This is a genomic window from Duganella sp. CF517 (assembly GCF_900110275.1).
GTDB lineage: Bacteria > Pseudomonadota > Gammaproteobacteria > Burkholderiales > Burkholderiaceae_D > Rugamonas.
This window is the reverse complement of record NZ_FODC01000004.1, coordinates 42,434-68,716: the sequence shown is the minus strand read 5'-3', so window position 1 is coordinate 68,716 and position 26,283 is coordinate 42,434. Positions and strand designations below refer to the sequence as shown.

At 63.5% G+C, this 26,283-nt stretch carries 31 protein-coding genes; 15 read left to right on the top strand and 16 right to left on the bottom strand.

Annotated elements, in window-relative coordinates:
• The first annotated feature begins 187 nt into the window (after positions 1 to 187).
• Positions 188 to 1,228 carry an OmpA family protein gene (locus tag BMX85_RS16415; RefSeq protein WP_090320357.1) on the top strand — a complete coding sequence of 347 codons (1,041 nt, stop codon included), beginning with the start codon at positions 188 to 190 and terminating at the stop codon, positions 1,226 to 1,228.
• A gap of 50 nt (positions 1,229 to 1,278) precedes the next feature.
• The gene (locus tag BMX85_RS16410; protein WP_090320354.1) at positions 1,279 to 2,193 is read left to right on the top strand and encodes a YihY/virulence factor BrkB family protein; all 915 of its coding nucleotides are present in this window, start codon (positions 1,279 to 1,281) and stop codon (positions 2,191 to 2,193) included.
• Between the two features lie 82 nt (positions 2,194 to 2,275).
• On the opposite strand, the gene BMX85_RS16405 is transcribed toward BMX85_RS16410, so the two are convergent.
• Positions 2,276 to 3,412, bottom strand: coding sequence for an AI-2E family transporter (locus BMX85_RS16405; protein ID WP_229210518.1), 1,137 nt, complete (start codon positions 3,410 to 3,412; stop codon positions 2,276 to 2,278).
• A gap of 117 nt (positions 3,413 to 3,529) precedes the next feature.
• The gene (locus BMX85_RS16400) at positions 3,530 to 3,841 is read right to left on the bottom strand and encodes a BON domain-containing protein (RefSeq protein ID WP_090320349.1); all 312 of its coding nucleotides are present in this window, start codon (positions 3,839 to 3,841) and stop codon (positions 3,530 to 3,532) included.
• Between the two features lie 249 nt (positions 3,842 to 4,090).
• Between BMX85_RS16400 and BMX85_RS16395 the strand changes: the two genes are divergently transcribed.
• The 3 genes from BMX85_RS16395 to BMX85_RS16385 all read left to right on the top strand — a co-directional run bounded on the left by BMX85_RS16395 (position 4,091) and on the right by BMX85_RS16385 (position 5,126).
• Entirely contained in the window at positions 4,091 to 4,540 is a 450-nt protein-coding gene (locus BMX85_RS16395; protein ID WP_090320346.1) for an outer membrane lipoprotein, read from the top strand.
• 82 nt (positions 4,541 to 4,622) lie between these two features.
• Positions 4,623 to 4,775: a DUF3309 family protein gene (locus tag BMX85_RS16390; protein WP_090320343.1), complete on the top strand. Its 153-nt coding sequence runs from the start codon at positions 4,623 to 4,625 to the stop codon at positions 4,773 to 4,775.
• A 15-nt stretch (positions 4,776 to 4,790) separates the two neighbouring features.
• Positions 4,791 to 5,126, top strand: coding sequence for a hypothetical protein (locus BMX85_RS16385; RefSeq protein WP_090320340.1), 336 nt, complete (start codon positions 4,791 to 4,793; stop codon positions 5,124 to 5,126).
• 36 nt (positions 5,127 to 5,162) lie between these two features.
• On the opposite strand, the gene BMX85_RS16380 is transcribed toward BMX85_RS16385, so the two are convergent.
• The 7 genes from BMX85_RS16380 to BMX85_RS16350 all read right to left on the bottom strand — a co-directional run bounded on the left by BMX85_RS16380 (position 5,163) and on the right by BMX85_RS16350 (position 9,417).
• The gene (locus tag BMX85_RS16380) at positions 5,163 to 6,296 is read right to left on the bottom strand and encodes a patatin-like phospholipase family protein (protein ID WP_090322041.1); all 1,134 of its coding nucleotides are present in this window, start codon (positions 6,294 to 6,296) and stop codon (positions 5,163 to 5,165) included.
• 40 nt (positions 6,297 to 6,336) lie between these two features.
• On the bottom strand, positions 6,337 to 6,696 hold the full coding sequence (locus BMX85_RS16375) for a hypothetical protein (RefSeq protein WP_090320337.1): 360 nt from the start codon (positions 6,694 to 6,696) through the stop codon (positions 6,337 to 6,339).
• An 11-nt stretch (positions 6,697 to 6,707) separates the two neighbouring features.
• The gene (locus BMX85_RS16370) at positions 6,708 to 7,094 is read right to left on the bottom strand and encodes a phage holin family protein (protein ID WP_229210517.1); all 387 of its coding nucleotides are present in this window, start codon (positions 7,092 to 7,094) and stop codon (positions 6,708 to 6,710) included.
• A gap of 3 nt (positions 7,095 to 7,097) precedes the next feature.
• A complete protein-coding gene (locus tag BMX85_RS16365; protein ID WP_090320330.1) occupies positions 7,098 to 7,400 on the bottom strand; it encodes an ElaB/YgaM/YqjD family protein in 303 nt (100 codons plus the stop codon).
• Between the two features lie 63 nt (positions 7,401 to 7,463).
• Positions 7,464 to 8,000: a ferritin-like domain-containing protein gene (locus BMX85_RS16360; RefSeq protein WP_090320327.1), complete on the bottom strand. Its 537-nt coding sequence runs from the start codon at positions 7,998 to 8,000 to the stop codon at positions 7,464 to 7,466.
• Positions 8,001 to 8,099: 99 nt separating this feature from the next.
• Entirely contained in the window at positions 8,100 to 9,008 is a 909-nt protein-coding gene (locus BMX85_RS16355; protein ID WP_090320324.1) for an OmpA family protein, read from the bottom strand.
• A gap of 19 nt (positions 9,009 to 9,027) precedes the next feature.
• Positions 9,028 to 9,417: a DUF4398 domain-containing protein gene (locus BMX85_RS16350; RefSeq protein ID WP_090320321.1), complete on the bottom strand. Its 390-nt coding sequence runs from the start codon at positions 9,415 to 9,417 to the stop codon at positions 9,028 to 9,030.
• A 191-nt stretch (positions 9,418 to 9,608) separates the two neighbouring features.
• Here BMX85_RS16350 and BMX85_RS16345 point away from each other — a divergent pair, with 191 nt between their 5' ends.
• Together BMX85_RS16345 and BMX85_RS16340 are read left to right on the top strand one after the other, a co-directional pair.
• On the top strand, positions 9,609 to 11,720 hold the full coding sequence (locus BMX85_RS16345) for an AsmA family protein (protein WP_090320318.1): 2,112 nt from the start codon (positions 9,609 to 9,611) through the stop codon (positions 11,718 to 11,720).
• 109 nt (positions 11,721 to 11,829) lie between these two features.
• Entirely contained in the window at positions 11,830 to 12,051 is a 222-nt protein-coding gene (locus BMX85_RS16340) for a glycine zipper 2TM domain-containing protein (RefSeq protein WP_090320315.1), read from the top strand.
• Positions 12,052 to 12,127: 76 nt separating this feature from the next.
• On the opposite strand, the gene pelA is transcribed toward BMX85_RS16340, so the two are convergent.
• Both pelA and BMX85_RS16330 read right to left on the bottom strand, forming a co-directional pair.
• Entirely contained in the window at positions 12,128 to 13,339 is a 1,212-nt protein-coding gene (gene pelA / locus BMX85_RS16335; protein WP_090320312.1) for a pectate lyase, read from the bottom strand.
• Between the two features lie 150 nt (positions 13,340 to 13,489).
• On the bottom strand, positions 13,490 to 14,239 hold the full coding sequence (locus BMX85_RS16330; RefSeq protein WP_090320309.1) for a Crp/Fnr family transcriptional regulator: 750 nt from the start codon (positions 14,237 to 14,239) through the stop codon (positions 13,490 to 13,492).
• A 135-nt stretch (positions 14,240 to 14,374) separates the two neighbouring features.
• On the opposite strand from BMX85_RS16330, the gene BMX85_RS16325 reads away from it, so the two are divergent.
• The 3 genes from BMX85_RS16325 to BMX85_RS16320 all read left to right on the top strand — a co-directional run bounded on the left by BMX85_RS16325 (position 14,375) and on the right by BMX85_RS16320 (position 16,042).
• Positions 14,375 to 15,085, top strand: coding sequence for a glycine zipper 2TM domain-containing protein (locus tag BMX85_RS16325; RefSeq protein ID WP_143068012.1), 711 nt, complete (start codon positions 14,375 to 14,377; stop codon positions 15,083 to 15,085).
• A gap of 162 nt (positions 15,086 to 15,247) precedes the next feature.
• On the top strand, positions 15,248 to 15,394 hold the full coding sequence (locus BMX85_RS30155) for a lmo0937 family membrane protein (RefSeq protein WP_019921959.1): 147 nt from the start codon (positions 15,248 to 15,250) through the stop codon (positions 15,392 to 15,394).
• Between the two features lie 114 nt (positions 15,395 to 15,508).
• Positions 15,509 to 16,042, top strand: coding sequence for a DUF3617 domain-containing protein (locus tag BMX85_RS16320; protein WP_090320306.1), 534 nt, complete (start codon positions 15,509 to 15,511; stop codon positions 16,040 to 16,042).
• A gap of 13 nt (positions 16,043 to 16,055) precedes the next feature.
• On the opposite strand, the gene BMX85_RS16315 is transcribed toward BMX85_RS16320, so the two are convergent.
• Together BMX85_RS16315 and BMX85_RS16310 are read right to left on the bottom strand one after the other, a co-directional pair.
• Positions 16,056 to 16,892, bottom strand: coding sequence for a branched-chain amino acid aminotransferase (locus tag BMX85_RS16315; RefSeq protein ID WP_090320302.1), 837 nt, complete (start codon positions 16,890 to 16,892; stop codon positions 16,056 to 16,058).
• 78 nt (positions 16,893 to 16,970) lie between these two features.
• Entirely contained in the window at positions 16,971 to 18,056 is a 1,086-nt protein-coding gene (locus BMX85_RS16310) for a porin (RefSeq protein ID WP_090320299.1), read from the bottom strand.
• A 141-nt stretch (positions 18,057 to 18,197) separates the two neighbouring features.
• Here BMX85_RS16310 and BMX85_RS16305 point away from each other — a divergent pair, with 141 nt between their 5' ends.
• From BMX85_RS16305 to cls, 3 genes are all read left to right on the top strand, one after another.
• The gene (locus BMX85_RS16305; RefSeq protein WP_090320296.1) at positions 18,198 to 19,487 is read left to right on the top strand and encodes an acetyl-CoA hydrolase/transferase family protein; all 1,290 of its coding nucleotides are present in this window, start codon (positions 18,198 to 18,200) and stop codon (positions 19,485 to 19,487) included.
• A 111-nt stretch (positions 19,488 to 19,598) separates the two neighbouring features.
• Positions 19,599 to 21,749: a site-specific recombinase gene (locus BMX85_RS16300; protein WP_090320293.1), complete on the top strand. Its 2,151-nt coding sequence runs from the start codon at positions 19,599 to 19,601 to the stop codon at positions 21,747 to 21,749.
• Complete coding sequence (gene cls, locus BMX85_RS16295) at positions 21,746 to 23,146, top strand: cardiolipin synthase (RefSeq protein WP_229210516.1); 1,401 nt, start codon at positions 21,746 to 21,748, stop codon at positions 23,144 to 23,146. The genes BMX85_RS16300 and cls overlap by 4 nt, the downstream gene beginning before the upstream one ends.
• 84 nt (positions 23,147 to 23,230) lie before the next feature.
• Here the strand turns inward: cls and BMX85_RS16290 are convergent, their stop codons facing one another.
• From BMX85_RS16290 to BMX85_RS31065, 3 genes are read right to left on the bottom strand one after another with little or no spacing between them, the layout of a single operon-like run.
• A complete protein-coding gene (locus tag BMX85_RS16290; RefSeq protein WP_090320289.1) occupies positions 23,231 to 24,049 on the bottom strand; it encodes a metallophosphoesterase family protein in 819 nt (272 codons plus the stop codon).
• 9 nt (positions 24,050 to 24,058) lie between these two features.
• A complete protein-coding gene (locus BMX85_RS16285; protein ID WP_373923749.1) occupies positions 24,059 to 25,045 on the bottom strand; it encodes a diacylglycerol/lipid kinase family protein in 987 nt (328 codons plus the stop codon).
• Positions 24,955 to 25,596, bottom strand: a complete 642-nt coding sequence (locus tag BMX85_RS31065) for a phosphatase PAP2 family protein (protein ID WP_229210515.1) — start codon at positions 25,594 to 25,596, stop codon at positions 24,955 to 24,957. The genes BMX85_RS16285 and BMX85_RS31065 overlap by 91 nt, the downstream gene beginning before the upstream one ends.
• Positions 25,597 to 25,830: 234 nt before the next feature.
• On the opposite strand from BMX85_RS31065, the gene BMX85_RS16275 reads away from it, so the two are divergent.
• Together BMX85_RS16275 and BMX85_RS30150 are read left to right on the top strand one after the other, a co-directional pair.
• On the top strand, positions 25,831 to 26,055 hold the full coding sequence (locus BMX85_RS16275; RefSeq protein WP_090320283.1) for a hypothetical protein: 225 nt from the start codon (positions 25,831 to 25,833) through the stop codon (positions 26,053 to 26,055).
• Positions 26,055 to 26,243, top strand: a complete 189-nt coding sequence (locus tag BMX85_RS30150) for a hypothetical protein (RefSeq protein WP_143068011.1) — start codon at positions 26,055 to 26,057, stop codon at positions 26,241 to 26,243. The genes BMX85_RS16275 and BMX85_RS30150 overlap by 1 nt, the downstream gene beginning before the upstream one ends.
• The last annotated feature ends 40 nt before the right edge of the window (positions 26,244 to 26,283 follow it).

Genomic DNA, 26,283 nt, shown 5'->3' with positions numbered 1-26,283 from the left:
TCTTCGGACCGGCCAATGCAAGCAAAAGTTTCAACTTTTGTGTACGATTTGATACAGCACAAGCTTTTGTGCGGTAGCGAACCGACCACATCATGAAAGTTACCTAATCTTCGGTCCAACAGCGGTAAGCACTGCACTGCTGCTGAAGAAGCAACAAATCGCCATATTTATCAATCGGGAGCATACTTTGAATAAAACTAAGAAAATCGTCCTCGCCGTCGCAGCACTCTGCGCGTCGTTCTCCGCTGTCGCTCAAGACGCGGTCATCAATCCATCGTGGTACGTCCAGCCTAGCGTCAACGGCATGAAGCCTGACAACGACGCATTCGGCGTGGACAAAAAAGGCTACGGCGGCGGCCTGAAGTTCGGTAAAGCACTGAACCAGAACTGGGACGTGCAGCTGGGCGGCACCTACGCCCGCTCGAAGGAAAACGGCGAGCGCTATCAGCAGCAGAGCCTGGGCGCCGACGCGCTGTACATGTTCTCCCGTAAATCGTTCCGTCCATTCATCCTGGTCGGCGCCGGCGTCGAACGCGACAAGGCGAACCTGAACACCTTCGGCGAAATCGCCAAGAACTCGCCGTACGTCAGCGCCGGTCTGGGTTTCCAGGCCGACCTGAACGAGCGCACCAGCTTCCAGGCGGACATCCGCAACCAGCACGGCTTCCTGCGCGGCGATGCCTTCCCGCCTAGCAAAGCGGACAACGTCTACGTGACCGTCGGCCTGAACTTCGCGTTCGCCGCGCCACCGCGCCCTGCCCCACCGGCACCGCCGCCTGCGCCGGAAGCCGTGCAGCCGCCGCCACCACCGGCACCGGTCGCTCCGCCGCCACCAGCGCCGGCGCGCTTCGAAAAAGTGACGATGTCGTCGACCGAGCTGTTCACCTTCGACAGCGCCAAGCTGAACTCGAACCAGCCTAAGCTGGACGAGATCGCCACCGTGCTGAACGCCAACCCGACCGTCGACAACGTCGTCATCACCGGCTACGCCGACCGTCTGGGCAGCGACAAGTACAACCAGAAGCTGTCCGAGAAGCGTGCCAACTCGGTCAAGGACTACCTGGTCGGTAAGGGCGTCGCCGCCAACCGCCTGGTCGCCGAAGGCAAGGGCGAAGCCAATCCTGTTGTCACCTGCGACAACAAGAAACGCGCCGACCTGATCAAGTGCCTGGAACCGAACCGTCGCGTCGAGGTCGAACAGATCACGATCGAACGCCGCGTCAATTAATTAATTAATTGAGGAGCCCCGCGACGAAAGTTGCGGGGCTTTTTTTTTATATGAACAAAAATATAGTCTCGGTGCTGAAATGCACCGTCTACGAATGGCTCGACCACCGCGGCGGCAGCATGGGCGCGGCGTTGGCTTTTTACACACTGTTTTCGCTGGCGCCGATCCTGGTGCTGGTGCTGGCCATCGCCGGCTGGTTCTACGGGCCGCAGGCGGCCCAGGGCGAGCTGTTCGCGCAGCTGCGCGGCCTGGTCGGCAACCAGGGCGCCGAAGCGATCCAGCTGGTGCTGGCCGGCGCCCGCAGCAAGGAGGAAGGCCGGCTGGCCACCTTGATCGCCGGCGCCCTGCTGCTGTTCGGCGCCACCACCGTGTTCGCCGAGCTCAAGGCGAGCCTGGACGCGATCTGGCAGGTGCCGCCGCTCAAGACCGGCACCGTGTGGGACGTCATCCGCACCCGGCTGCTGTCGTTCGGCATGGTGCTGGTGCTGGCGTTCCTGTTGATGGTGTCGCTGGTGGTCAGCGCGGTGTTGACGGTGCTGGAGAAATACGTGCACAGCGTCTGGGTCAACGCCGGCGATCTGCTGACGGGCCTCAACTACGCGATCAGCTTCGTCGTGATCGCCGCGCTGTTCGGCGTGATCTTCAAGATGCTGCCGCGGGTCAAGCTGTCGTGGCACGACGTCACCATCGGCGCGCTGGGCACGGCGGCGCTGTTCTCGCTGGGTAAGTATGCGATCGGCGCCTACATCGGCAACAGCGGCGTGGCCAGCAGCTATGGCGCCGCCGGCTCGGTGATCGCGCTGCTGCTGTGGGTGTATTACTCGGCGCAGATCTTCTTCGTCGGCGCCGAGTTCGCGCGGCAGTACGCGCTGCAGCTGGGCAGCTTGCGGCACCGGCCGCCGCCGCAAACCACCACGGTCACCAAGCCTGGCAGCGAAAGCACGCCAAGCAATCAGCCGATGTAAACCGCGCCACGGGTCGTGGTTCCCGTGACGAAAAAAAAAAGGCCGGCGCATCGCCGGCCTTTTGCCATGCCGGATCGCCCGGCTACTCGCCCAGCAACTCCGCCACCACTTCCATGCCCTCGACCCGCTCGGCGACCACCTTGACGATCACGATCACGGGCACGCCCAGCAGCAAACCCCAGACGCCCCACAACCAGCCCCAGAACAACAGGCTGACGAACACCGCCGCCGCGTTCATGCGCGCGAAACGGCCGGTCATCCAGGTGGTGATCACCGTTCCGACCAAGGTGGCGATGGCCAGCGAACTGCCCATCACCAATAAACTCATCTGCAGCGACTCGAATTGCAGGAAGGCGACGATGCCGGTGGCGAGCATGATCAGCAGCGGACCGAAATACGGCATCAGGTGCAGCAAGCCGGCGACGATGGCCCAGGCGCCGGCGTTCTCCAGGCCGATCCAGCGCAACGCCACCCACATCAGCAGCGCCAGCATGCCGTTGGTTACCAGTAGCATCAGCATGTACTTTTGAATCGAGGTGTTGATGTCCTCGAGAATATGCACGGTGATCTTTTTCTTCGACAGCGACGGCCCGGTCAGCTTGACCAGCTTGCGCTTGAACGTATCGCCGGACAGCAGCAGGAAGAACACCAGGAAGATCACCATCGTGGCCTGGCTCAGGAAACCCATCAGCCCCATCGATCCGGCCCACACCCAGTCCATCAGCGGGAAGTCGGAGGTGGTTGGCGCCGGCGCGGCCCGGCGCGAGGCGCGCCGTTCCTGGGCGCCCGCGGTGGCCTGCTGTAACTCGGTGGCGACCGCCTGGATGCGCTGCAAGGTGCTGGAGCCGCCATGCAGGCGCTCGGAGACCAGGCGCGACAATTTGTGGCCGGCGCTGGGCAGCTCTTCGACGATCGATTCGAACTGCCCGTGCAGCTTGTCGACCACCAGCGCCGAGCCGCCGACCATGGCGATGGTGATCAACGTGGCGCCGACGATGCGCGGGATGTGGCGGCGCTCAAGCCAGCCCATCAATGGGCTGAGCGTGTAACTGATCAGAATGCCGAGCAGGAGCGGAACCAGGAAGCCGCGCGACCATTGCAACGCGTAGACAAAGGCGACCGTGGCGATGACGCCGAGCGCGAGGCCGCGGGCGTTGACGTGTAGGGGAATGCGGGGGAGATGACTTGTATCGGGATCGGCCGTGGGAGCCGTGGCCACAACGCTGGCCGGAATAGGAGGAATCGAAATCTCTACAGGCGGCTGGCTCATGATGACTCACAAAAAAATCCCGGCGCGGCATGCTCCGGGGGAGCACGGCGCGCCGGCAGATGAAGCTTACTTGACGCGGATGTCGTTCTTGACCGAGGTCACGCCTTTGACGCCGCGGGCGACTTCGCCTGCTTTGGCGATGTCAGCCGGCTGGGCAACGAAGCCGCTCAGCTGCACGGTGCCTTTGAAGGTTTCAACATTGATTTCGGTCGACTTCAGGGTCGGCTCGTTAAAGATGCTGGCTTTCACTTTGGTGGTGATGACCGAATCGTCAACAAACTCGCCGGTGCCTTCTTTGGTGGACGTCGAAGCGCAACCAGCGGTGGCCAGCAGCGAGACGGTGAACAGGGCGGTGGCGATTTTATGTGCGATTTTCATGGCGGTTCTCCTTGGAGTTATTAACTAATAAGTTTGTCAGCGAGCGGGACGTTTTGGACATCTCTGCTACCGATGTAGACGTTTTACGTGGTTTCCAAATGGACATCTGTACGGTACCGTACACAGATAAAATTTTGACCCGGGACAGGCGTTTGCACCCTCCCCTCCACTTGGCAAACTTCGTGCGAAACCGCACAGACCCACTTTTGCCGTGTGACTATTCTGGAATCACATTTTCAGGAGAACAACATGAACCTCACAAAAACCCTGGCTGCACTGATGATCGCCGGCACCGCCGTGTTAAGCGGCTGCGCCAGCACCAACAACGCGCCGCAACAAGTTTCGTACCAAAATCAGAACGAATCGGCCAGCTACGGCACGATCGAATCGATCCAGATCAAGCAAGCCAAGGCCGGCACCAGCGGCGCCGGCGCGGTCGCCGGCGGTCTGGTGGGCGCCCTGCTGGGTAACCAGGTCGGTTCCGGCAGCGGCCGCGCGGCAGCCACCGTGGCCGGCGCCGTCGGCGGCGCGGTCGTCGGCAACACCGTCGAAGGCAACCGCAACGAAGCCAAAGAGGAATACCAGATCAGCGTGCGCATGGACAACGGCGACTACCGCCTGGTCAACCAGGACAGCGTATATGACCTGCGCGTCGGCAACCGCGTGCGCCTGGTCGACGGCCGCCTGTACCGCTACTAATCCAGTTACACCAAAACGCAGCAAACGCAGCAAACGCAGTTAACACACCATCAAAAACAACGACTAAATTAAGGGGAACACCATGGGCACCATCATTCTGATTATTCTGGTACTGGCACTGATCGGCGCGCTGCCGACCTGGCCGCACAGCCGCAACTGGGGCTACGCGCCGAGCGGTATCACCGGCCTGATCGTGCTGATCCTGCTGGTCATGCTGCTGACGGGCCGGCTGTAAACGCAGGGGGCCATCATGACGCGTTTCCATCACATTGCCTGCGGCCTGGCGATGGCCTGCGCGGCGCTGTCGGCGCAGGCGCAGGACAACACGCCGCCGCAGAACATCCAGCTGCAACAGCAGGAGATCGCCAAGGGCGATCCGGCGCGATGGTATAAGGAAGATGCCACCAGCGCCGAGCAGTCGCGCACCTTGCGCAAGGAAATCGGCGCGGCGCTGGCCGAATCGACCAACGCCTGCAAGAAGGGCCCGGCCGGCGAACGCGATGCCTGCCTGCGCGAAGCGCGCGCGACCTACAAGCGTGACATGGAGAAGGTGCCGCAAGTTTTGGCCGAGAATAAACGGCCCTGATCTGCATGTAGTGGATACGGAAAGCCGCCCGAGAGATCAGGCGGCTTTTTCACGGGCGCGCGCCGGTTGGGCGGCGGGCAGCGGCGGCAACTCGTGCACCACCAGCGGCGTATCTTCCGACACAAAGGCCAGCCAGCCTGCGGCCTCGACGGCGCGCAGCCCATCCTGGTAGCCCTGGTCCCAGCGCCACTCGGTCGAGCCCTTGGAAAAATTGATGTCCTTGGCCGCCATGTTCCAGTCGCGTCCCGCGTATTCCAGGCGCACCACGTGCAGCGTCGTGCCGCAACCGAGCTCGGCCAGATCCTGCTCGCCCTGCTCCGTCTGCGCATGCTCCGGCAACGCGGCGTACAGGCCGCGCAGCTTTTGCTGCAGCTTGTGGCGGGCCACGTAATCGTCCAGGTGGCGCTTGGAGCGCGAGGCGAAGGTGACATCCTTCTGCCGCGTCTGCACCTGGTCCAGCGTCGTGGGTTCCTCGCCGTCGGCGCTCCACAAATCGACCATGAAGCACAGCGTATCGACCGGTTTGGCGTCGTCCAGCACGGTCTCGAGCGGCGTGTTGGAATACAGGCCGCCATCCCAGTACAGCTCGCCATCGATGCGCACCGCCGGAAAACCGGGCGGCAAGGCACCGCTGGCGCGGATATGGTCGACGTTGATGTCGAGGTCACGGTTATCGAAGCTGCGCAGCGTGCCGCACGTCACCTTGAGCGCGTTGACGGTCAGGCGCATGCCTTCGGGACCATTGAGGTAATCGAAATCGATCAGGGAATTGAGCGTCTCGCCCAGTTCGGCGGTATCGTAGAAGCTGGCCTGCTCGGGATCGACCGCCATGCCGGCGGCGAAAGGGCTGAACAGGCGCGGCTTGAAAAAGCCCGGCACCCCGCGCAGCAAGGTATCCCAGGTCTGCGCGAAGATATTCGAGCGGCGCTGCGCATCGGGCACGCGGCGCATGTCGTAGGGGTCGCGGTGGGAAATGCCTTCCCAGAACTGGCGCAGGCGCGCCAGCCGGGTTGCGTGGGGATTGCCGGCCAAAATGGCGGCGTTGATGGCGCCGATCGACGTGCCCACGATCCAGTCGGGCGCCAGGCCATGCTCGTGCAGGGCCTGGAACACGCCGGCCTGATACGCGCCCAACGCCCCGCCCCCTTGCAGCACCAGCACGATGCGCATGCCCGCGGGGTTCAGTTTGTTGGACGACGAATTCAAGACACTAGCCCGTGACGCGCTTGCGGCGCATCAGCCAGGCGGCGCCCAGCCCCAGCACCGCAGCCACGCCCAGCGCCGGTTTGATCAGCTTCTTGCGGGCGATGAAGGACCCCACCGTCAGCGCGTACGGCATCAGCGCCTTGTAGTTAAAGCCGCTCATGCCGCCCGGCTGCAGCAGGCCGCCCAGACGGGCTTGCGCCAGTCCGACGGCGTGGTCCACCGCGCCATGAAACAGCGCATCGGGATGCATCGCGTTGGCGACCAGCGCCTTCGAGTGCACAACCTTGATGCGATACAACTCGCCTTCACGGATCAGCCGCTGTTTGTCAGCGGCGAACGCCGTGCTTTCCGCGTCTTTCGTCATATGCGCTCCTGTTACAACAGCATGTCGCGGTCGGATTTCAGTTCCGCCATGGTGGCGGGCATGCCCAGCTTGCCGCCGCGGATCAAACCGCGCGCGTACACCATCAGCCCGATAGCCAGCAGCAGGAAGACGCCGGTCATAATGGGCAGGATCGTCCAGCCCAGCGCGTCCCACGCCAGATAAGCAATCGTGACGGTGGCATAGGCGAGCGCGAAGCACCCTGCCACCACCGCCAGCGCGAAAGCCAGCACCAGATGCATCAAGTGATTGCGCACCTGAGACAATTCCAGCGCGGCCAGTTCCAGCCGCGTCAGCAGCAGGCCGATGCTGTTGCGGGCGATATTGCCCAGCGACGCGATCAGGCCTGGCGGACGAGTCAACTCATCAGCTTGCGCCATGGATTACTTGCGGCCGATGATGACACCGATCAGCAGGCCCACGGCTGCCGCGCCGGCGATCGAACGCCATGGGTTTTCTTTGACGTAAACGTCGGCCTGCTTGGCGGCTTCCTTGCTGGCGGCCAGGGCGCTGATTTGCGCGTCGTGGGCCTTTGCCAGGGCGGTGTCCAGCGCGCGCATGCCACGGCCGCGCAGTTCTTCAGCCTTCTCACCGGTCAGGGCGGTGGCGGCGGTAAACAATGCTTGCGCATCTTTGACCAGAGTTTTCACGTCGTTATTCACGGTAGAGATATTTTGTTCCAGCATGATGGAGCTCCTATTATGGTTGTGAGGTGTGAAAACTTTACAGCAAAATCGAAATGTTAGTCGTTATTCAAGCAAATCGCGCATATCATCGGCGTGTTCTTCTTCCACGGCCATGATGCCGATCAAAAGATGACGCGTCGTCGGATCGGTATCGCCGATCTGTTCGATCATCTGGCGGTACGATTCGATCGCCACGCGCTCGGCGATCAGATTCGAGCGGATCATCGCCTGGACGTCCTCCGAAGCATCATACTCGGCATGGCTGCGATCGAGCAACGTTGCCGGATTGAAATCAGGTTGGCCGTTCAGTTGAACGATGCGTTCGGCCAAGGCGTCGGCATGCTCCTGCTCTTGCTGGGCGTGCTCGAGGAACTCGGCCTTGATCGGACCGTTCTGCAAACCGCTGACCGTGTAGTAGTGACGCTTGTAGCGCAGCACGCAGACCAGTTCGGTAGCCAGCGCCTCGTTGAGCATCTTGATGACGGCGGTGCGGTCACCCTTGTAGCCGGCGGTGACCGGACCGTCCTCCAGATTGCGGGCGGCGGCGCGGATGGCTTCTTTATCGATGCCTGCCGGTTGGGTGGGGTTTGATTCAGCCATGATATTTTCCTTAAAAAAAGTACAGAAAGTCTTGCCAACGGAGCCCTTCAGGGGCCGCGCCGGAAATGTCCGGCGGCGGCCGGGGCCCCGCTGCCGCCATTAGCGGCGGTTAGCGATCGGCGCGCCGTTTTGCGACAGCACGATTTCAACGCGGCGGTTCAGCTGGCGGCTGCCGGCGTCGGTGTTGCTGGCGACCGGGAACGCTTCGCCATAGCCACGGGTGGAAACCTTGTCGGCTTTCACGCCCAGGCCGATCAGCGCGTTACGCACCGATTCGGCGCGGCGCTGCGACAGCTGCAGGTTGTGCGCCGACGTACCGGTGGAGTCGGTAAACCCTTCGATCAAAACGGCGCTCTGTGGTTCCTGCAACAGCACGTCGGCCATCTTTTGCGCGGTGCGCATGCCTTCGGCGCTGAGCTCGGCCTTGTCGGTGTTGAACAGCACGTCGTTCAGCGTGATCACCAGGCCGCGGTCGGTTTGCTTGGCTTGCAGGTCGGCCAGCTGCTGTTGCAGCGCGGCGCTCTTCGATTGCTCTTCGCGGGCGCTGGCGGTGGCCGCCTCGGCCTGGCGGCGGGCCGCGTCGGCGTCGGCCTTGGCTTGCTCGGCGCTCATCTTGGCCTTGTCGGCTTCCTGGGTGCGCTGCTGCAGGCGGATCTCGTCGCGCTGGCGGCCGGCATTGGCTACGTCCGATTCAGCTTGCTTGCTCTTCGCCACTTCCTGGGCGACGGCGATCTTTTGCTTGGCCAGATACGCCAGCTTGTCGATCGCGTCCACGCTTTCCTTCTTGTCGGCGGCGGCGTTGGCGCGGTCCAGCGCTTCGGCGGCGGCCTTGAATTCGACCGGCGCGTTGGCGGCGACCGATGGGTTGCTTTGCGCGGCCGAGAAGTCGCCACGGGTCTGGTCCAGCAGGCTGGTGGTGGTCGGCGCGGAGCTGCACGCGGCCAGCATGATCGACACCGCCAGCACGGTAGGCATGACGCTCAATTTTTTCAGGTTCAGTTGTTTCATGATGATTCCTTCGTCTCTATTATTGGGTGGTGGTGCTATTGCGGTTCAACTCTTCGCGCAGCACGCGGATGCTCTGTTGCAGCTCGTCGGCGGCGGCGGTGGCCTTGGTCGAATTAGCCTTGCTCTGCGCCAGCTGGGCGTCGGCCTGGGCCTGCGCCGCCAGATCCTGGGCGGTCTTGTAATCCTTGTTGGCCAGCGCCTGGTTGGCGCGCGCCATCTTTTCGCGGGCCGATTGCATTTCGGCCGGGGCCAGCTCGGCCGCGCCGGCGGACGTGGCGTTGGCCACGGCGGCGCGCGAGACGGCGACGTCGGCGGTGGCCGGGGTTTTGTTGCTAGCGCAAGCGGTCAGGCCCAGCAGCACCGCAGTGCCGCAAATCAGTGTCAGTCTTTGGTGTAAGGTCGTCGTCATTATTGTTCTCCTTGAAAGTTTGTGTGGACAGGTAACGTTATAGTCTGTTGCCTGCGGTGCTTCAGTACGCTGCCGCACATTGAACACGGGGACCCGCCGTTGCCGCCGCACAGGGTGCGCCAGCGCACAACCGGGCCCGCCCGCGCCGCGCAGGTGTGTAAAATGCCGTTACCAATAAGAAAGGCCAGCCGATGACCCCGCAGGACCCGAACCGCAACCCCACCGCCAACACCCGCCGCCTTCCCAGCCGCACCCGCATCGCCCTCGCCGTCGCCGGCATCGTGGTGGCCGTGCCGGTCGTCGCCGCCGTCGTGCTGGCGGCCTACGACTGGAACAAGGCGCGGCCCTGGCTCAACGACAAGATCAGCGAAGCGATCGACCGTCCGTTCGAGATCCGCGGCGACCTGTCGCTGACGTGGCAACAGCAGGGCCTGTCGGGCGCGGACCGCACCTGGCGCGACTACCTGCCGCTGCCGCACCTGGTGGCAAAGGACGTCCACGTCGGCAATCCGGCCGGCATGCGGGCGCCGGCGGAAATGGCCAGCGTCGGCCAGTTCGCCTTCGGCGTCGAACTGCTGCCGCTGCTGCGACACAGGATCGCGATCCCGGTGCTGCGCTTCGACAATCCCAGCGTGCTGCTGCAGCGCGATGCCGAAGGCAAGAACAACTGGACCTTCAAGCAGGCCGACAAGCCGTCGCCGTGGCAACTCGACCTGCAGCGCGTGGTCTTCGCCAAGGGCGCGGTGCATTACATCGACGCCGTGACCCATGTGGACGCCACCGCCGCCGTCGACACCATCAACGCCGACCGCACCTACGGCGTGTCGTGGAAGCTGAGCGGCAAGTGGAACAACCAAGCCATCACCGGCAGCGGCAAGTCCGGCGCGGTGCTGTCGTTGCGGCAGCAGACCGTGCCCTTCCCGCTCGCCGCCAGCCTGGACGTGGGCGGCACCCGCATCGCCGTCGAGGGCACCCTGACCAAGCCGACCGCGCTGACCGCGCTCGACATGCGCCTGAAGATTTCCGGCCCCAGCATGGCGCGCCTGTACGGCATCACCGGCGTGCTGCTGCCGGAGACGCCCGCCTTCGCCACCGAGGGACATCTGACCGGCAGCATCGGCGCCAACGCCAGCCACTGGATCTACGACAAGTTCACCGGACGCGTCGGCAGCAGCGACATCCATGGCAAGCTCGACTACCGCTCCGGCCAGCCGCGTCCGGTGCTGACGGGCGCCGTCGAATCGAAGCTGCTGCAGTTCTCCGACCTCGGGCCGCTGGTCGGCGCCGACTCCAACGCCAGCAAACAGGCGCGCGGCGTCGACGCCGTCCAGCCGGGCAACCGCGTGCTGCCGGTCGAAACGTTCAAGACCGAACGCTGGACCGCGCTCGACGCCGACGTCAGCTTCAAGGCCCAGCGCATCACGCGCGACGGCGGCCTGCCGATCCACAACCTCGACACCTTGATCCACATGAAGGACGGCGTGCTGTCGCTGACGCCGATGAACTTCGACATCGCCGGCGGCCGCTTCACGTCCAACATCATGCTCGACGGCAGCGGCAAGATCAATCCGCACGCCATCCGCGCCGAGCTCAAGGCGAACGCGCGCAAGCTGCAGCTCAAGCAATTGTTCCCCACCATCGACGGCATGCAGGCCACCGTCGGCCAGGTCAACGCGGACATGTCGCTATCGGCCACGGGCAACTCGGTGGCCGGTTTGCTGGGCTCGTCGAACGGCGAGCTCAAAGGCGTGATCAACGAGGGCAGCGTCAGCAAGCTGCTGCTGGAAGAGATGGGACTGAATCTGGGCAACGTCGTGCTGACCAAGCTGATCGGCGACAAGCAGGTCAAGCTGAACTGCATGGTGACCGACTTCAGCGTCACCAATGGCTTGATGCGCTCGCGCCTGTTCGTGGTGGACACCTCCGACGCCAAGATCGACGTGGCCGGCACCGTCAACCTCGAGAACGAAAAGCTGGACCTGACCCTGCGGCCGGACGCCAAGGGCGTGCGCGTGATCTCGCTGCGGGCGCCGATTTATGTGCGCGGCACCTTCAAGGACCCGGACGTCAGCATCGACAAGGGCGTGCTGGCGATGCGCGCCGGCGGCGCGCTGGCGCTGGCGGTGGTGGCGCCGATCGCGGCGATCCTGCCGCTGGTCAACGCCGGACCGGGCGAAACGACCGGCTGCGAGACCCTGCTGGCCCAGGGCGGCGGCAAGCCGGTGGCGCCGCCGCCCGGCCAGACCTTGCGGCAAAAGCCGGGCAAGAACGCGCAGAATATCAAGCCGCAACCTAAAGGGTAACAAGGTGTTTCAATGTGCGCTGTCGTACGGAAATGTGGCAAGCGGAGACGTACTCTGTAGTCATTGGAGCGGGCCAGACGCCGCGCCTTAACAGCGTAAGGAGAAGATTATGAACATCAAACGTATCGCATCGACCGCGGCCATTCTGGCCGCCACCCTGGGCCTGAGCGCTTGCGCCGGCATGTCTTCGCAAGATAAAAGCACGGCCGTGGGCGCCGGCGTCGGCGCGGTGGCCGGCTCGGTGCTGACCGGCGGTAGCGCGGTCGGCACGGTCGGCGGCGCCGCTGTCGGCGGCGTGATCGGCAACCAGGTCAACAAGCCACCGCGTTAATCAAACAACGTTTTACATGCCAACCGCCCCGTTCAAGCCCCGGCTTGAACGGGGCGGTTTTGCATTGGCTGCCGGATTAATATCCGACGGTGCTGGTGTAAGCGAACAGGCTGGTGCCGTAGCTGCCGCCCCACTCGTAACCATAACGGCGCTCGGCCTCGACATTCATGATGTCGTACTGCTTGCCTGTGCCGGGAGGGTTATCGGTCGGCAGGCGGCCACTGAAGAAGCCGGTATCGGCGTTCAGGTCGTAAAAGCGGTACCACGTGGTCGACCCCGCCTTGGCGATGAACGGCGAGGTGTTGGTCGCTTTGGAATTGGTCTTCTCGTACGCCGTGTTCACCAGCTTGACCTGGCTGCTGTTGTACCAGGCGATGGCCGCCCTGGCCGACGCCGCGACGGCCGCCGACTGCGGGCGCGTCATCAGGAAGGCCACGATCTGCGCGGATTCCTTGCCGCTCTTCGACGGCAACTCGTACGAACGCGCGCCACGCGGCGCGAAATTGACGGGATCGTGCTGCGCGCACCAAACCGTCTTGACGCCGTTCTGCACGATCTGCGCGTTGAGGATGTAACCCACCGCCAGATTGAGCGCGTTCGTCATCCGGGCACGCTGCGCCGGGGTGAAGAAGTCGCCGGTGAACGGGGCTTTCTGTTTCACCGCGTGGTCCAGCAACACCAGCGCGCGCACCATCGCGTTGTCGTTGAAGGTGACGTGGTTTGAATACGAGGTGCCGGTGCGCGCCGGATACACTTGCGGCAGACCGCCGGACGGATACTGCATGTTCAAAATGAAGTCCATCGCCCTGCGCGCGCTGTCGCGATAGGCGACGGTGCCGCTGCGCGCGTACACGTCGCCCAGGAACATGATTTCCGTGACCGTGCCGTCGTTGTCGATGGTGCCGAGCTCGACGCCATTGGCGCCGAACCATTCGGAACGGCTGGCCGTGCCGTTCCACGGGGCGCCGTACCAGGCCGGCAGCTTGTAGAAGCCGCCGTGCGGCATTTGCCACGAGACGATGTTGGTGGCCTTGGTTTTGTCGGCGGCCAGCGCGGCGGCGGCGTCGCTGTTAGTGCTGAGCCAGCTTTTATAGCGTTCGATTTCCTTGTACGCCGGGTTGCCGGTCTGGTTCAGTAGCGGATCCGCGGCGGCAGCGTTGACGCTGACCTCAGCGGCGGTGCTGATGGAGCCGGTGCTGGCGTACGCCGGGTCGGCGGAACCGCCGCCGCAACCGGCAAGGCCGGCGCCGACGACCAGGATCGCGCCCAAATAGTTATAGTTGTTCATGCATCTCCTCGCAGTGTTTTCAAAAGAACGGGTACAGCCAGTCGATGCTAGCCGTAAATGCGCTCAGAAAACATTGTCAAATAGATACATATACCTATAAAATCAAGCGGATGATTGATTGTGCGCTTAGCGCAACGCCAACGCGGGTTTCTACAAAAACACGTTGCCCATGCCGATGGCGCCGTTGTCCTTGACCAGCTCGTAGCAGCGGCAGGAGACCGCTTCCAGTCCGGCCGAATCGAGGATCTCGATGTTGCCCCGGCTGTAGGAAATCAGTTTCTGGTTTTGCAGCGCGCTGGCGGCCTTGGTCACGCCGACGCGGCGCACGCCCAGCGCATGCGCAAGGAACTCGTGCGTGAGATGGAATTTTTCCGATTGCAAGCGGTCGCGGGTGATCAGCAGCGAGCGCGCCAGGCGCGCCTCCAGCACATGGAAGCGGCTGCACACGGCGATCTGGATCGCCTGCGCCAGCAGGGTATCGGTATAGCGGTAGAGCAGGCGCTGCAACGCCTCCATGCGCGTGAACTCGGCGGCGAACTCGGTGGCGTCGATGCGGGTGGCGCGGCCGGCGCGCTGCACCACCGCGCGCACCTGCGCCATTTCGTGACCGAGCACCACCGAGGCGCCGATCATGCCTTCGCGGCCGACGGCGCCCACTTCCAGCGTCATGCGGCCTTCGGCCACCGCCAGCAGCGAGATCAGACTGTCGATGGGAAAATAGATATAACGGATGCTCTGGCCGGGTTCGTACAACACGTCGCCGACTTCGACTCTGACGGGTTCGCTGAGCCTGGCGAGCTGGCCTTGTTCTTCCTCTGGCAAGCTCGACAGTAAGCGGTTGACCGCCGGTCGTGGCTGGCTCCTGTCTTCTTCGGATAGGTGTGAGAGATGGGTATGCATGAATTGAGCGTAAGGGTAATCATTTACCCTGTATGTACGGTGACGCACGGAAGCTAAACATGTCCTATAGGAAAATTCCGCGCGTACGATAACCGCTTGCGAACACGCGCACAAACACGAAAAAAGGACGCCCTCATGACTACCCCAACCACCCCGACCAAACCCGCTTTGCACCCGCTGATGATCATTGCCGCCGTCGCGGTGGTGCTGTTCTGCGGCGTCGGCACCGCCGCCATCATGGGCTGGCTGCCGACCTCCAACGCCAATGGCAGCCTGCCCGGCGCGGCGCCGCTGCCCGGTCAACTGTCGTCGGTGCCGCCGGCGGATCAGCAGCCGGTCCCGGCCTATAACAACACAAACAACGGCGCAAACAACGGCGCAAACAATGGCGCCAACAACGTCGCCAACAGCCTCGCCGCCAACGGCAATGCCGACCGCAACGCCGACAACAACGCTACCGGCCGCAACCAGGACCGCGCGCCGGAACCGGAAGCCAAGCAGGCGGCGGTGTGTAAAAGCTGCGGCGTGGTCGAGTCGGTACGTGCGATCGAACACCGCCCGCAAGGCAGCGGTGTCGGCGCGGCCGGCGGCGCCATCCTTGGCGGCCTGCTGGGCAACCAGGTCGGCGGCGGCCATGGCCGTCAACTGGCGACGGTGGCGGGCGCCGTCGGCGGCGCGGTGGCCGGCAACCAGGTCGAAACCCATATGAAGACCACGCGCACGTGGCGCGTCGTGGTCCGCATGGACAACGGCACCACCCGGACCTTCAACCAGTCGGCGCAGCCGGCATGGGGCTCGGGCGACGCCGTGCGCGTGGTGAACGGCCAGCTGCGCTCGGCCAATTGATACCGCTAGTGAAATTATTCAGCCGAAATCAGTCTTACGTACGGCACCGTACAGAAGCTTAAGCTGGTTTTAAAGATAATAGATTCCAAGATACGAACAACAGTTCGACATCGCCTTCGATGCCCACCGTGGACGTCGCAATAACAACTTGAGGAGAGAATCATGCTCTATACCATCGCTGTAGTTCTGCTTATCCTGTGGCTGCTGGGCCTGGTCACTTCGTACACCATTGGCGGCTTCATCCACGTACTGCTGGTCGTTGCGATCATCATGGTACTGCTGCGCCTGATTAGTGGTCGCGGCGTCTAGCACCCCGCTACACCGCGAACTGATCAAAGCGGCGCCCCACCCTCGCGGTGGTGCGCCGTTTTTTCGCGCCGTGTTTTCGTTTATGCTGTGCGCTGGCTTTTCCATGGAGTGACTATGAAACGTTTTTTGATCGCGCTGGCCCTGTTGTCCATGGCCACGGCGCAGGCGCAGACCATCAAGCCCGGCTTGTGGGAACTGAATAACACGGTCAAGACCGGCGACATACAAACCGACGCCGCCATCCAGATGGCGATGCAGCAGCTGGCCAACAAGCCGCCGGCGCAGCGCGCGCAGATGGAGGCGATGCTGGCGCAGAACGGCGTGTCGGTGCCCAAGGTGGGCGGCGACGGCAGCATGACGGTGACCGCGTGCGTGACGCCGGAGATGGCCGCCAAGAAGGAGCTGCCGTTGAACCAAAAGGGCAATTGCACGTCGAAGACGGCGCCGGTGGCGGGCGGGCTGGACGTGTCGTTCAGCTGCACCAATCCAAACTCCAGCGGCCAGGGCCAGGTCCGCTTCAGCGACGACAGCCACTACACGATGATTATGGATGTCAACACCGAGGCGACCGGCGCGCCGCAAAAGGTCAAGGTCAATTCCGCCGGACGCTGGCTGAGCGCCAGTTGCCCGGCCAAGCCGAAGGGCTGACCGGACGCGGTTTTTACTGGCTTTCCGAGAACGCCATGTAGCGCTCGCGCGCCAGCGTGGCGATCGGGCCGACCGCCAGATCGCGCGTTTCGTAGCGGATGCACGGCATGACCTTGCCGTAGTTGCCGGTGTTGAAGATTTCAACGGCGCTCTCCAACTCCTCCGGCGCCACCGCGCGTTGCTCGACCATGATGCCCTCCTCAGCCAGCAGCGCGATCACGCGGGCGCGGGTGATGCCCGACAGGAAGGTGCCGTTGGCGGCAGGTGTCACCACCTTGGCGTCCGCCGTGACGAAGAACAGGTTGGCCGACGCGAACTCGGCCACCTTGCCGGTGCTGTCGCAGACGACCGCGTTGTCGAAGCCACGCTTTTGCGCTTCGCGGATGGCCTTGGCGGTATTGACGTACAGCGAGGAGGCCTTGGCGTCGGTGGGCGCCATCAGCGCGTCCGGACGCAGCTGCGCCGACAGGCAGGCGGAAAAACCGGTGAATGCGGGCATCGGCGCGTCGAACAGCGTCAGCGCGAAAGCGCTCTTCTCGGGCACGGGCACCAGGAAACCATCGGTGCCGAACACCAGCGGACGGACGTAAAGCTCGGCGTCGGCCGGAAACTTCGCCACGCCTTCGCGCACCAGCGCTTCCATTTCATCGACGCCCAACGGACATGCCAGCCCGACCCGCTCGGCCGAGACGATGACGCGCTGCAAGTGCAGGCGCAGGTCCGGCAGATGGCCGCGGATGGCGCGCGCGCCATCGAACACGGACGAACCCAGCCATACGCTGTGGTCCATCGCGCCAAACAGTGGAGTATTGCCCTCGGCCCATTCGCCGTTGAAGTATGTCAGATGCATGCTTGTTCCGAAATCAGAGAAACAAGCAATTTATCACGTTTGTGCGGGCAACCTTAAATGCAGTACGGAACGTGCCGCTCAGAACGCATGGCGCATGCCGACGTTCAGGGCCTTGTCGCCGCGCCCCTGGCTGGTGGCGTTGCCGACGGTGTAGGCGCCGCCGTTGCGGTTCTTGATCTTCGCCAGCGAGGCGTAGAAGTCGGTGCGCCTGGACAGCGCGTAGCTGGCGCCGATGGCGATCTGGTCGGCGTCGCGGTCGAGCATGGTGCGGTCGTCCTTGCGGATGAAGGAGGCCAGCAGCGTGGTCGCGCCCATCGGCACGGCAACGCCGAACAGCGCGTCGCGGCTCTTATCGGTCGGCAAGGTCTGCGCCACCGCGCCATACGGATTGGACATGTCCCAGTGCGAGCTGCCCTCTCCACGGCTCTGGCCGTACGCGGCGTAGCCGATGAATCTGCCGAAGTCGACGTTGGCCGCCACCAAGGTGTTGCGCGCCGACTGGTCCACCGCCGGCGTGGTGCCGGTGGCGTCGAGCAGGTTGTCCTTGCGCTGGTGCGTGATGCCGATCTTGATCGGTCCCTTGTCGTAACCCAGGCTGCCGCCGTATGCGCGGTTGACCTTGCTGTTGAACGGCGACTCGCCAAAGCTGTACTGGACCGCGCCGATCAGGCCGCTGCGGGCGCGTTTGGTCTTGTACTTGACGGCATTGTCATAGCGCTTGGTGGTGTAGCCGACCAGGTTCGACGCGGCGCCCGCCATGCCGCCATGGAAAGGATCGGCCACGTCGGTCAGGGTCTCGTAGACCAGGTTGTATTGGCGGCCCATGGTCACCAGCCCCATCGGCCCGTCGATGCCGACGTACGCCTGGCGGTTGAACAGCTTGCCGCTCTGCTCGGACGCGCCGGTGTCGTTCAGCACGCCCGCTTCGAGTGTGTACACGGCCGACGTGCCGCCGCCGAGTTGCTCGCGGCCACGCACGCCGATGTGCGAGCCGGAGGCGATGCCGCTGTCGACCCTGGTCCGGGCGCAGTCGGTCTTGCAGCCCTGTTCCACGACGACACCCGCGTCCAGCAACCCGTAGACCTCGGCGGAGGACGACTCTTGCGCTCCTGCGGCCAGTGGCGCGATCAGGGACAGCGCGGTAACGAGAAGGTTCGGTTTCATGATGGGCAAGGAACTTTAGTGAATTGTTAGGTTCATAATAGTTCGCCCTTCGCCACCGCTCTGTGCGGCTTAACACGTTTACGTCAAATTCTTCGCCACTTGGTTTATAGTTGGATTTCATTATGTGAAAGGCAAAACGCCATGCATGTTGAATACGCCAGCAAACGTTGCTCTCCGGATCAGGCTGTGGAATTGTTGAGGAACGGCGACACCATCATCGTGCCGACCGGCGCCGGCGAGCCGCCATCGCTGCTGCACGCGCTGTCGGCCAGGCGCACCAGCTACCAGGACGTCCGGGTGGCGCAGATCCTTGCCATGCGCAAATACGCGTATTTCGACTGCGACACCGTCAACCATGTGCGCCACGTCGCCCTGTTCTTCGGCGGCGCCTCGCGCTCGGCGGGACAAGCCGGCTGGGCCGATTTCATTCCCGCCTACTTTTCCGAACTGCCCGGACTGATCCTGCGCGACCTGATCCCCGCCGACGTGGTGTTCTCGATGGCCTCGCCGATGGACGAGCACGGCAATTTCGCGCTTAGCCTGGCGGCCGACTACACGATGGCGGCGATCCGCAAGGCGCGCGTGGTGGTGCTGGAGGTCAATCCGAACGTGCCGGTCGCCCACGGCGATTGCATCGTCCACCTGTCGCAGGTCACGGCCATCGTCGAAAGCGACGAGCCGGTGATCGAGGTCGGCCTGCCGGCCATCGGCGCGGTGCAGGAGGCCATCGGCAGGCAAGTGGCGGCCATGATCGAGGACGGCTCGACCTTGCAGATCGGCTACGGCGGCATCCCCGACGCGGTGGTGCAGCAGCTGACCTCCAAGCGCGACCTCGGCGTGCACACCGAGATGATCGGCGACGGCATCCTCAAGCTGGTCGAATCCGGCGCGGTCAACAACAGCCGCAAGACCTTCATGCCGGGCAAGATGGTGGCCACCTTCGCGCTGGGCTCGCGCAAGCTGTACGACTTCATGCACCAAAACCCGATGCTGGAGATGCATCCGGTCAGCTTCACCAACGATCCCTACCTGGCCGGCCAGAACGACAAGCTGGTCGCCATCAACGCCAGCCTGCAGGTCGACCTGCTGGGGCAGTGCGGATCTGAAAGCCTGGCCCACCTGCCCTACTCCGGCACCGGCGGCCAGGTCGATTTCGTGCGCGCCGCCAACCGCTCGAACGGCGGCAAGGCCTTCATCGTGCTGCCATCGACGGCCAAGGAGGGGGCGATCTCGCGCATCGTGCCCACGCTGACGCCGGGCACCCATGTCACCACCGGCAAGAACGACGTCAACTACGTCGTCACCGAATACGGCGTGGCGCAGTTGCGGGGCAAATCGGCGCGCCAGCGGGCCGAGGCGCTGATCGGCATCGCCCATCCGGATTTCCGCGCGGAATTGCGCGAGGCGGCAAAAAGAATCTTGTTATGCTGAGCAGGGGAATTTCCTGACAGATAGAAATATGTACGACAGCGTACATACCGGAGCATGCTGACTGGATATACTGCGTTTTTTAGTCAAAACTGCGGTAATTCCGCCCTGTGCATGCTCGAAATATTACAACGTATAGACGCGGAAAGCACGGACATCGGCCTCATGGTCGAACTGTTCGATACACTGCGTCCCCAGCGCCCCAACGATGGCGTGCGCGCCACCGCCAACGTGCGCACCCTTGCCCAATTATTGAAGGGCAGTCCCGCGCACGCGCTCGCGTTGCGCGGCTATGCCTGCAGTCTGCTGTCCAGCCGTCGCCACTCCAGCCTGTACACCGAAATCGGCGTGCTGTCGAACGACGGCTTTTTCACCGAACTCAAACGCCGCATCGCCTTCCGCATCCTGCCGCCGGCGCTCGGCAACGATTACCTGAGCGAAGCGCTCGACCAGGTGATCTACAAGCGCACCGACCGCCTGTGGATCAGCGCCGTGCCCGCCGCCGACTGGCTGGCGCTGGTCGATGTGATCTGCAATCCACCCGATCGCCGCGAAGCCAGCCGCGACGACGCCACCACCCGCTGCACCCCCAACCTCATGCTGCCGGGCCTGCTCGAAGCGATACGGACGCTGTCCTACCGTATCTGCGCGATCGGCCTGGAACCGAAGCTGACCAATTTCCACACCGAGATGGAGACCTACGAATCGCCTTTCATGGGCCAGAATTTCGAGGTCAACGCCTATCTGGACAATTACCAGCGCAACCTGGCCGGCGAGGACGTCGAGGTCGAGGACGCCCGCCACCTGCTGGTGATGCTGGACCAGTGCGACGTGGTGGTCGGCAAGATCCGCAAGAAGGCGCTACACCAGGGCACCAGCATCGCGCTGACCTACCTGCTGGTGGCGCTCACGCAAAGCATCGCCCGGCTGCGCAAGCTGCTGTTCCTGGTGGACGTCAGCGGCGAACTGAAGGCCGAGACCGTCGCGCCGGCCGCGCTGCTGATCGCGCCGGCCGAGCTGCAGGCGCAGCATCCGCAAGCGGTCGGCCAGCAGGGTCCGCCGAGCCCGCGCCGCGCGGCCGCCGTCGGCCTGGCGCTGGAACTGGTCGACGCGCACAGCAACAAGTACGCCGTCAGCGATCTGCTGCGCGACAATATCGACCTGCTGGCGCGCAACGTCACCGAGAACGCCAGCCATACCGGCGAACACTACGTTGCGGACCACCGCAAGGAGCTCGGCGGCATGTTCCTGTCGTCGGCCGGCGCCGGCGTCATCATCGGCTTCATGGCGCTGTTCAAGATCTTGATGTCCTACCTGCGCGCCGCGCCGCTGGTCGAGACCTTCTTGTTCAGCATGAACTACTCGCTCGGCTTCATGTTCATCCACGTGCTGCATTTCACGGTCGCCACCAAGCAGCCGGCGATGACGGCCTCGCGCATCGCCGCCGGCCTGCACAGCCGGGACGGCCGCAACATCGACATCGAAAGCATGGCCGAGCTGTGCAACAAGGTGATCCGCACGCAGAACATGGCGGTGCTGGGCAACCTGGCCACGGCGATCCCCACCGCATGGCTGATCGCCATGGCCTGGCCCTACCTGACCGGCCACCATCTGGTCACGCCGGGCAAGGCCATGCACCTGCTGGCCGACATCGATCCGTTCGGCGGCCCGGCGCTGGTGTACGCGGCCATCGCCGGCGTCTGCCTGTTCGTGGCCGGCCTGATCTCGGGCTACTACGACAACAAGGCGCTGTACACGCGCTGGGCGCAACGCATCGCGCAACTGCGCGGCCTGCGCTGGCTGCTGGGCCGGGAACGGCTGGACCGCTTCGGCGTCTACATGGAAAACAACCTCGGCGGCCTGATGGGAAATTTCTTCTTCGGCATCCTGCTGGGCGTGATGCCGCTGCTGGGCTTCCTGCTCGGCATGCCGCTCGACATCCGCCACGTGACGTTCTCGTCGGCGAACTTCGCCACCGCCATGGTCGGCCTCGACTACAACGTCAGCTGGCAGCTGGTGGCGACGTCGGTCGCCGGTTTCGTGCTGATCGGCACGGTCAATTTGCTGGTCAGCTTCGGCCTGGCGTTGTGGGTGGCGCTGCGCTCGCGCCAGGTACGTTTCAAGCACGGCTGGCAGTTGATGAAGGTGCTGGGCCGCAGGTTTATACAGGGGCCGATCTCGTTCTTTTTCGGCTCTTCCGCAGAAGAGGCGGCGCCGCTGGCGCTGTCCGATGAATCAAAATCACCCCAAAAGGCAACCCGATGAAATCCTCAAGCATGCGTATCTGGCTTCCCATGTTCCTCATGTGCTGGGGCTTGCTGGGCGCATGCGCCTCGCTGCCCGATGTGGCCGCCATGGGCGACAAGCTCGAACCGGCGGCCGCCGCCACGCCCACCGTCAAGGGCAAGAACGGCGACCTCGGCGCGGCGCGCACCAAGGCGCTGCTGGCCAAGCGCTGGCCCAAGGGCTCGCTCGACCTGAAGCAGCAGGCGGTGCTGGAGGAAGCGGCCACCGGCGTGCCCCTGATCGACGGCAACAAGGTAACCTTGTTGTTCGACGGACCGCAAACGATGAGCGAAATGCTCAAGGCCATCAACGGCGCGCGCAACAACATCAACCTGGAAACCTACATCTTCGACCAGGATGAACTCGGCATACAGTTCGCCGACGCACTGATCGCCAAGCGGCAGGCGGGCGTGGTCGTCAACATCCTGTACGACAGCGTCGGCACCATCGGCGTGCCGGCCGAGTTCTTCGACCGCATGCGCAAGGCCGGCGTCAACCTGCTCGAGTACAACCCGATCAATCCGGCCAAGGTCAAGGGCGACGACTGGAAAGTGAACAACCGCGACCACCGCAAGGTGTTGATCGTCGACGGCAAGACCGCCTTCACCGGCGGCATCAACATCAGCGCCGACTACTCCAAGGGCTCGCTGTTCCGCTCCAGCGGCAAGCAAACCAAACAGAAGGAAGACGTCGGCTGGCGCGACACCCACATCAAGCTCGAAGGGCCGGCGGTGCACGCGTTCCAGTGGCTGTTCGTGCGCCAATGGGCCACGCAGGACCGCACCGATCTGCCGGAGGCCGAGTATTTCCCGCAACAGGTGATCGCCGGCGACAAGGTGGTGCGCGTGCTGGCGAGCGACCCGGGCGGACAGTTTGAAATCTTCAAGGCCTACAGCCTGGCGATCCAGGAAGCGAAGAAAAGCATCCACCTGACGTCGGCCTATTTCGTGCCGGACCGCCAGACCACCGACGCGCTGATCGCCGCCGCCAAGCGCGGCGTGGATGTCAAGATCGTGCTGCCGGGGGTGTCGGATAGCGGACTGGTGTTCCACGCCAGCCACGCGCTGTATGACGAGCTGCTGTCGAACGGCATCAAGATCTACCACCTCAAGCTGGCCGTGTTGCACGCCAAGACCGCCGTCATCGACGGCACCTGGTCGACGGTGGGCTCGACCAACATCGACACCCGCAGCTTCCTGCACAACAGCGAACTGAACGTGGTGGTGCTGGGCGCGGCGTTCGGCAGCGAGATGGAGAAGGCGTTCCAGGAAGACATGCGGGATTCGAAACAGATCACCTTGGCGGACTGGCGCAACCGGCCTGTCAGCGACCGCATGAAGGAATGGGCCGCGCGCATCATGAACTACTGGCTGTAGCCTAACCGTTTCGAAAACAGGCAGGGCGGTCTGGCGGGCTCGCCCGCTAATCCGCCCTGCCTGTTTCCGTGGTAGCCCGACGCGTCAGGCCTTGGCGGCCATGTGCCACGCCTCGCCGATGCGCTGGAAGCACTCGGTCGTCACCCGCTCGAAGCTGCCGGTGCCGTCGACCCAGCTATACCGGTCGACCTCGATCCGCTCGGCGTCGACCCGGATCACGTTGAACGAATTCGATTCGCCCCGCCCGCGCGTGGACGTGGCCGTGCCGGCCTGCACCACCAGCGCCGCGTAGCCGCTGAGCTTGTAGCGCTTCTCGCTGTTGCCCGCGTGGCTGGCGTGCAAGTGCCCGGCCAGCAGCAAATCCACGCCGCACTCGGAGAACGCCCGCATCGCCATCGGCGCGCGGTCGACCAGGTCGTCCTTGTCGAACGTCTCCGGCAAATCGAACGGATGGTGCGTGACGATGATGCGCGTCAGATTCGGATTGACCGCGCTCATGCGCTGGCGCATCTGCGCCACCTGCTCGTCGTTGATGCGCCCGTCCTTGAACGTCAACGAGCGCGCGGTGTTGATGCCGAGGATGGCGATTTCATCGTCGATATATTCAGGCGCCAGATCCAGGGTGACGTAGCGCGTATATTTGCGCAGCGGCGTCAGGAACCGGGTGGCGACGTTGTACAAGGGGATGTCGTGATTGCCCGGCACCACGATCTGCGGCCCCGGCAAGGTGTCCAGGAAAGCGCGCGCGGCCTTGAATTCCTCGGTCTTGGCGCGCTGCGTCAGGTCGCCGGAGACGACCACCACATCGGGCGCCAGCCGGGCGGTCAGTTGCTGCAGCGGCGCCAGCAAGGCTTGGTCGACCCTGCCGAAATGCAGGTCCGATAAATGGACGATGGTTCGCATGTTCCCCTCCTACGTGGCCGGTACGACAGGGACGATCACGTTCAGTGCCTTGGCCCTGGAACGATAGCATAATGGCGGCGTCATCACGGTCACTTCGCCGTCCGTGGCGACGCGTATCTCGCGGTGGCGCGTCTCGATCACCAGGTCGGTGGACGAGAGCACGTCGAAATCCTTGGCTTCCGACAGCCGGCCGAACAGCGCGTGGATGGCGTATCGGAGCAGGCCCAGCCGCGTGGGCTTTTGCGCCACGTACAGATACATCATGCCGCTGTCGAGCCGCTCGCGCTCGCCCATGGTCAAGCCTTGCATGTATTCGTTGTTGCCGATGAAGACGAACGGCGTGCGGCGCAAATGCTCGCTGCCGTTGATCTTGAGCCGCACGCTCATGAACGGGAAACGCCGCGCCGCGACGAACACGGCGCGCGCGAACGCGTGCCACTTGCTGCGCCCCAGATGCTTCTGCTGCTTTTCACGGTCGCGCACGATGTCGGGATAGATGCCGAGGCTGGAGTTGTTGAGGAAGATGCGGCCGTTGACCTCGCCCACGTCAACCTGCGCCGGTGCGCCATGCACCGCGTTGGCGACGGCCTCGTCCAGCTCCAGCGGAATGTTCAAATCCTTGGCGAAGTGGTTCAGGGTGCCCAGCGGCAGCACGCCCAGGCGGGTCTGGCTGCCGACCAGCGCCGACGCGACCGCGTTGATGGTGCCGTCGCCGCCACCGGCCACCACGACCCGGGCGCCATCGGCCACGGCGCGCTTGGCGCGGGCGATCATTTCCTCGCCGCTCTTGGCCAAGGTGATATCCGCTTCGGCGCCTTGCGCGCGGAATTTTTCCGCCAGCGCGGCGGACCAGCCGCCGCAGTAGCCCTGTCCGGCGCTGGCGTTGACGATGACTACAATACTGTTCAGAGCATTCCCCCGGAATCGTTCGATAAGCTTTTCGCCTCGCGCCGGCGGCGCAGCGTGGAAATGGCGGTGATGCAAATCGTCAGCCACGCCGCGCTGCCCGCCATGCCGGCAAGGACATCGCTCAAATAGTGCGCGCCAAGGTAGACGCGACTGAAGGCCACCAACAGTATCATCATCGCACAGGCCGCCGCTGTGCCCAAACGCACACTCCAGCCCTTGCAGGCAATCATCACGTAGCACGCGACCAGGCCGTAGAACAAGGTCGCCGCCGACGCGTGGCCGCTGGGGAAGCTGTAGGTCGCCAACGTGACCAGCGGTTCTTCGAACACCGGGCGGCTGCGCTGGAAGATGTATTTGAGCAGCACGTTGAGCAGCATGCCGACGGGCACGCCGAGCAGCAGCGCCCAGATCCAGTAGACCTGCCCGCGCTTCCATAAATAGAAGCCGAAGGCGGACGCCAGCACGATCACGCCGGGCATCGTGTGGAGCGTGGTGATCGCCATCATGATGCTGGTCATCGGCTCGAAATGGTTGGCGTTGAACCAGTTGGCGATATGCAGGTCGAGCACGGTGAGGTCGTCTTGTTCCATGACCTCGGACGCCAGGTTGCCGAAGATGGCGACCGTGATCACCATCATCAGCACGCCGAGGGTCAGGTGCAGGCCGAATTCGCCGCCCGGCGACAGTCTTGCCTCGATGAAACGTATGGATTTGCTGAAAATTTGGTGCTCCCGGATGGATGGCCGTTGAAGTTGGCGGAAAAACTACGAAACAGCGAATTTACTGTTTATTTACACAGTACCTGTGTATTCATACAGTACTTATGCTATTCTGAACTCCTCGTTAAACGCTTCTCCCAAAAGGAAAATGTCATGACAACAGTTAATAACAGCTTCAGCTCCCGCTTCGGCATGGAATATATGCCTACTTCCTTCCTGGTGCGCATGGGCAAACGCGAATTGCTGGTCTGCCGTGATTTCCGCAAGCGCTACTACGCGGTCAACCCCGTCATCGAATGCGATACCGGCGTGCAAGCCGGTCACCTGGAAGTATTGCTGTGCCGCCGCTGGCTGTTGATCCTGTCGAAGGCGCACTAATGGTTGCCGGTGCCAGCTGCCCTATCCAGTCGCAAGACAGGCCGGCCGATGCCGCCACCTCGCTCGCGCTCCTCACCTGGATCTGGCAGCTGGCGAGCCGTCATCAAACCGATGCGTCCTGCCGTAACCCCGCCGTCGAACGCGGCCAGCCAACTGGCGAGGCGCAATTCAACGGCAAGCAACAATAGTCATGAAGCTATGTTAAGGGGTTTTGCCATCACTGCAAGT

Coding starts and splice junctions, on each gene's coding strand:
- BMX85_RS16305 (WP_090320296.1), top strand. CDS start 18,198: ATGCATGTTGAATACGCCAGCAAACGTTGCTCTCCGGATCAGGCTGTG.
- BMX85_RS16290 (WP_090320289.1), bottom strand. CDS start 24,049: ATGCGAACCATCGTCCATTTATCGGACCTGCATTTCGGCAGGGTCGAC.
- BMX85_RS16390 (WP_090320343.1), top strand. CDS start 4,623: ATGGGCACCATCATTCTGATTATTCTGGTACTGGCACTGATCGGCGCG.
- pelA (WP_090320312.1), bottom strand. CDS start 13,339: ATGAACAACTATAACTATTTGGGCGCGATCCTGGTCGTCGGCGCCGGC.
- BMX85_RS16275 (WP_090320283.1), top strand. CDS start 25,831: ATGACAACAGTTAATAACAGCTTCAGCTCCCGCTTCGGCATGGAATAT.
- BMX85_RS16345 (WP_090320318.1), top strand. CDS start 9,609: ATGACCCCGCAGGACCCGAACCGCAACCCCACCGCCAACACCCGCCGC.
- BMX85_RS16380 (WP_090322041.1), bottom strand. CDS start 6,296: ATGCGCATCGTGCTGGTGCTGCAAGGGGGCGGGGCGTTGGGCGCGTAT.
- BMX85_RS30150 (WP_143068011.1), top strand. CDS start 26,055: ATGGTTGCCGGTGCCAGCTGCCCTATCCAGTCGCAAGACAGGCCGGCC.
- BMX85_RS31065 (WP_229210515.1), bottom strand. CDS start 25,596: ATGATGGTGATCACGGTCGCCATCTTCGGCAACCTGGCGTCCGAGGTC.
- BMX85_RS16360 (WP_090320327.1), bottom strand. CDS start 8,000: ATGGCTGAATCAAACCCCACCCAACCGGCAGGCATCGATAAAGAAGCC.
- BMX85_RS16325 (WP_143068012.1), top strand. CDS start 14,375: ATGACTACCCCAACCACCCCGACCAAACCCGCTTTGCACCCGCTGATG.
- BMX85_RS16300 (WP_090320293.1), top strand. CDS start 19,599: ATGCTCGAAATATTACAACGTATAGACGCGGAAAGCACGGACATCGGC.
- BMX85_RS16385 (WP_090320340.1), top strand. CDS start 4,791: ATGACGCGTTTCCATCACATTGCCTGCGGCCTGGCGATGGCCTGCGCG.
- BMX85_RS16355 (WP_090320324.1), bottom strand. CDS start 9,008: ATGAAACAACTGAACCTGAAAAAATTGAGCGTCATGCCTACCGTGCTG.
- BMX85_RS16330 (WP_090320309.1), bottom strand. CDS start 14,239: ATGCATACCCATCTCTCACACCTATCCGAAGAAGACAGGAGCCAGCCA.
- cls (WP_229210516.1), top strand. CDS start 21,746: ATGAAATCCTCAAGCATGCGTATCTGGCTTCCCATGTTCCTCATGTGC.
- BMX85_RS16375 (WP_090320337.1), bottom strand. CDS start 6,696: ATGACGAAAGACGCGGAAAGCACGGCGTTCGCCGCTGACAAACAGCGG.
- BMX85_RS16365 (WP_090320330.1), bottom strand. CDS start 7,400: ATGCTGGAACAAAATATCTCTACCGTGAATAACGACGTGAAAACTCTG.
- BMX85_RS16320 (WP_090320306.1), top strand. CDS start 15,509: ATGAAACGTTTTTTGATCGCGCTGGCCCTGTTGTCCATGGCCACGGCG.
- BMX85_RS30155 (WP_019921959.1), top strand. CDS start 15,248: ATGCTCTATACCATCGCTGTAGTTCTGCTTATCCTGTGGCTGCTGGGC.
- BMX85_RS16310 (WP_090320299.1), bottom strand. CDS start 18,056: ATGAAACCGAACCTTCTCGTTACCGCGCTGTCCCTGATCGCGCCACTG.
- BMX85_RS16370 (WP_229210517.1), bottom strand. CDS start 7,094: ATGGCGCAAGCTGATGAGTTGACTCGTCCGCCAGGCCTGATCGCGTCG.
- BMX85_RS16350 (WP_090320321.1), bottom strand. CDS start 9,417: ATGACGACGACCTTACACCAAAGACTGACACTGATTTGCGGCACTGCG.
- BMX85_RS16395 (WP_090320346.1), top strand. CDS start 4,091: ATGAACCTCACAAAAACCCTGGCTGCACTGATGATCGCCGGCACCGCC.
- BMX85_RS16315 (WP_090320302.1), bottom strand. CDS start 16,892: ATGCATCTGACATACTTCAACGGCGAATGGGCCGAGGGCAATACTCCA.
- BMX85_RS16410 (WP_090320354.1), top strand. CDS start 1,279: ATGAACAAAAATATAGTCTCGGTGCTGAAATGCACCGTCTACGAATGG.
- BMX85_RS16400 (WP_090320349.1), bottom strand. CDS start 3,841: ATGAAAATCGCACATAAAATCGCCACCGCCCTGTTCACCGTCTCGCTG.
- BMX85_RS16340 (WP_090320315.1), top strand. CDS start 11,830: ATGAACATCAAACGTATCGCATCGACCGCGGCCATTCTGGCCGCCACC.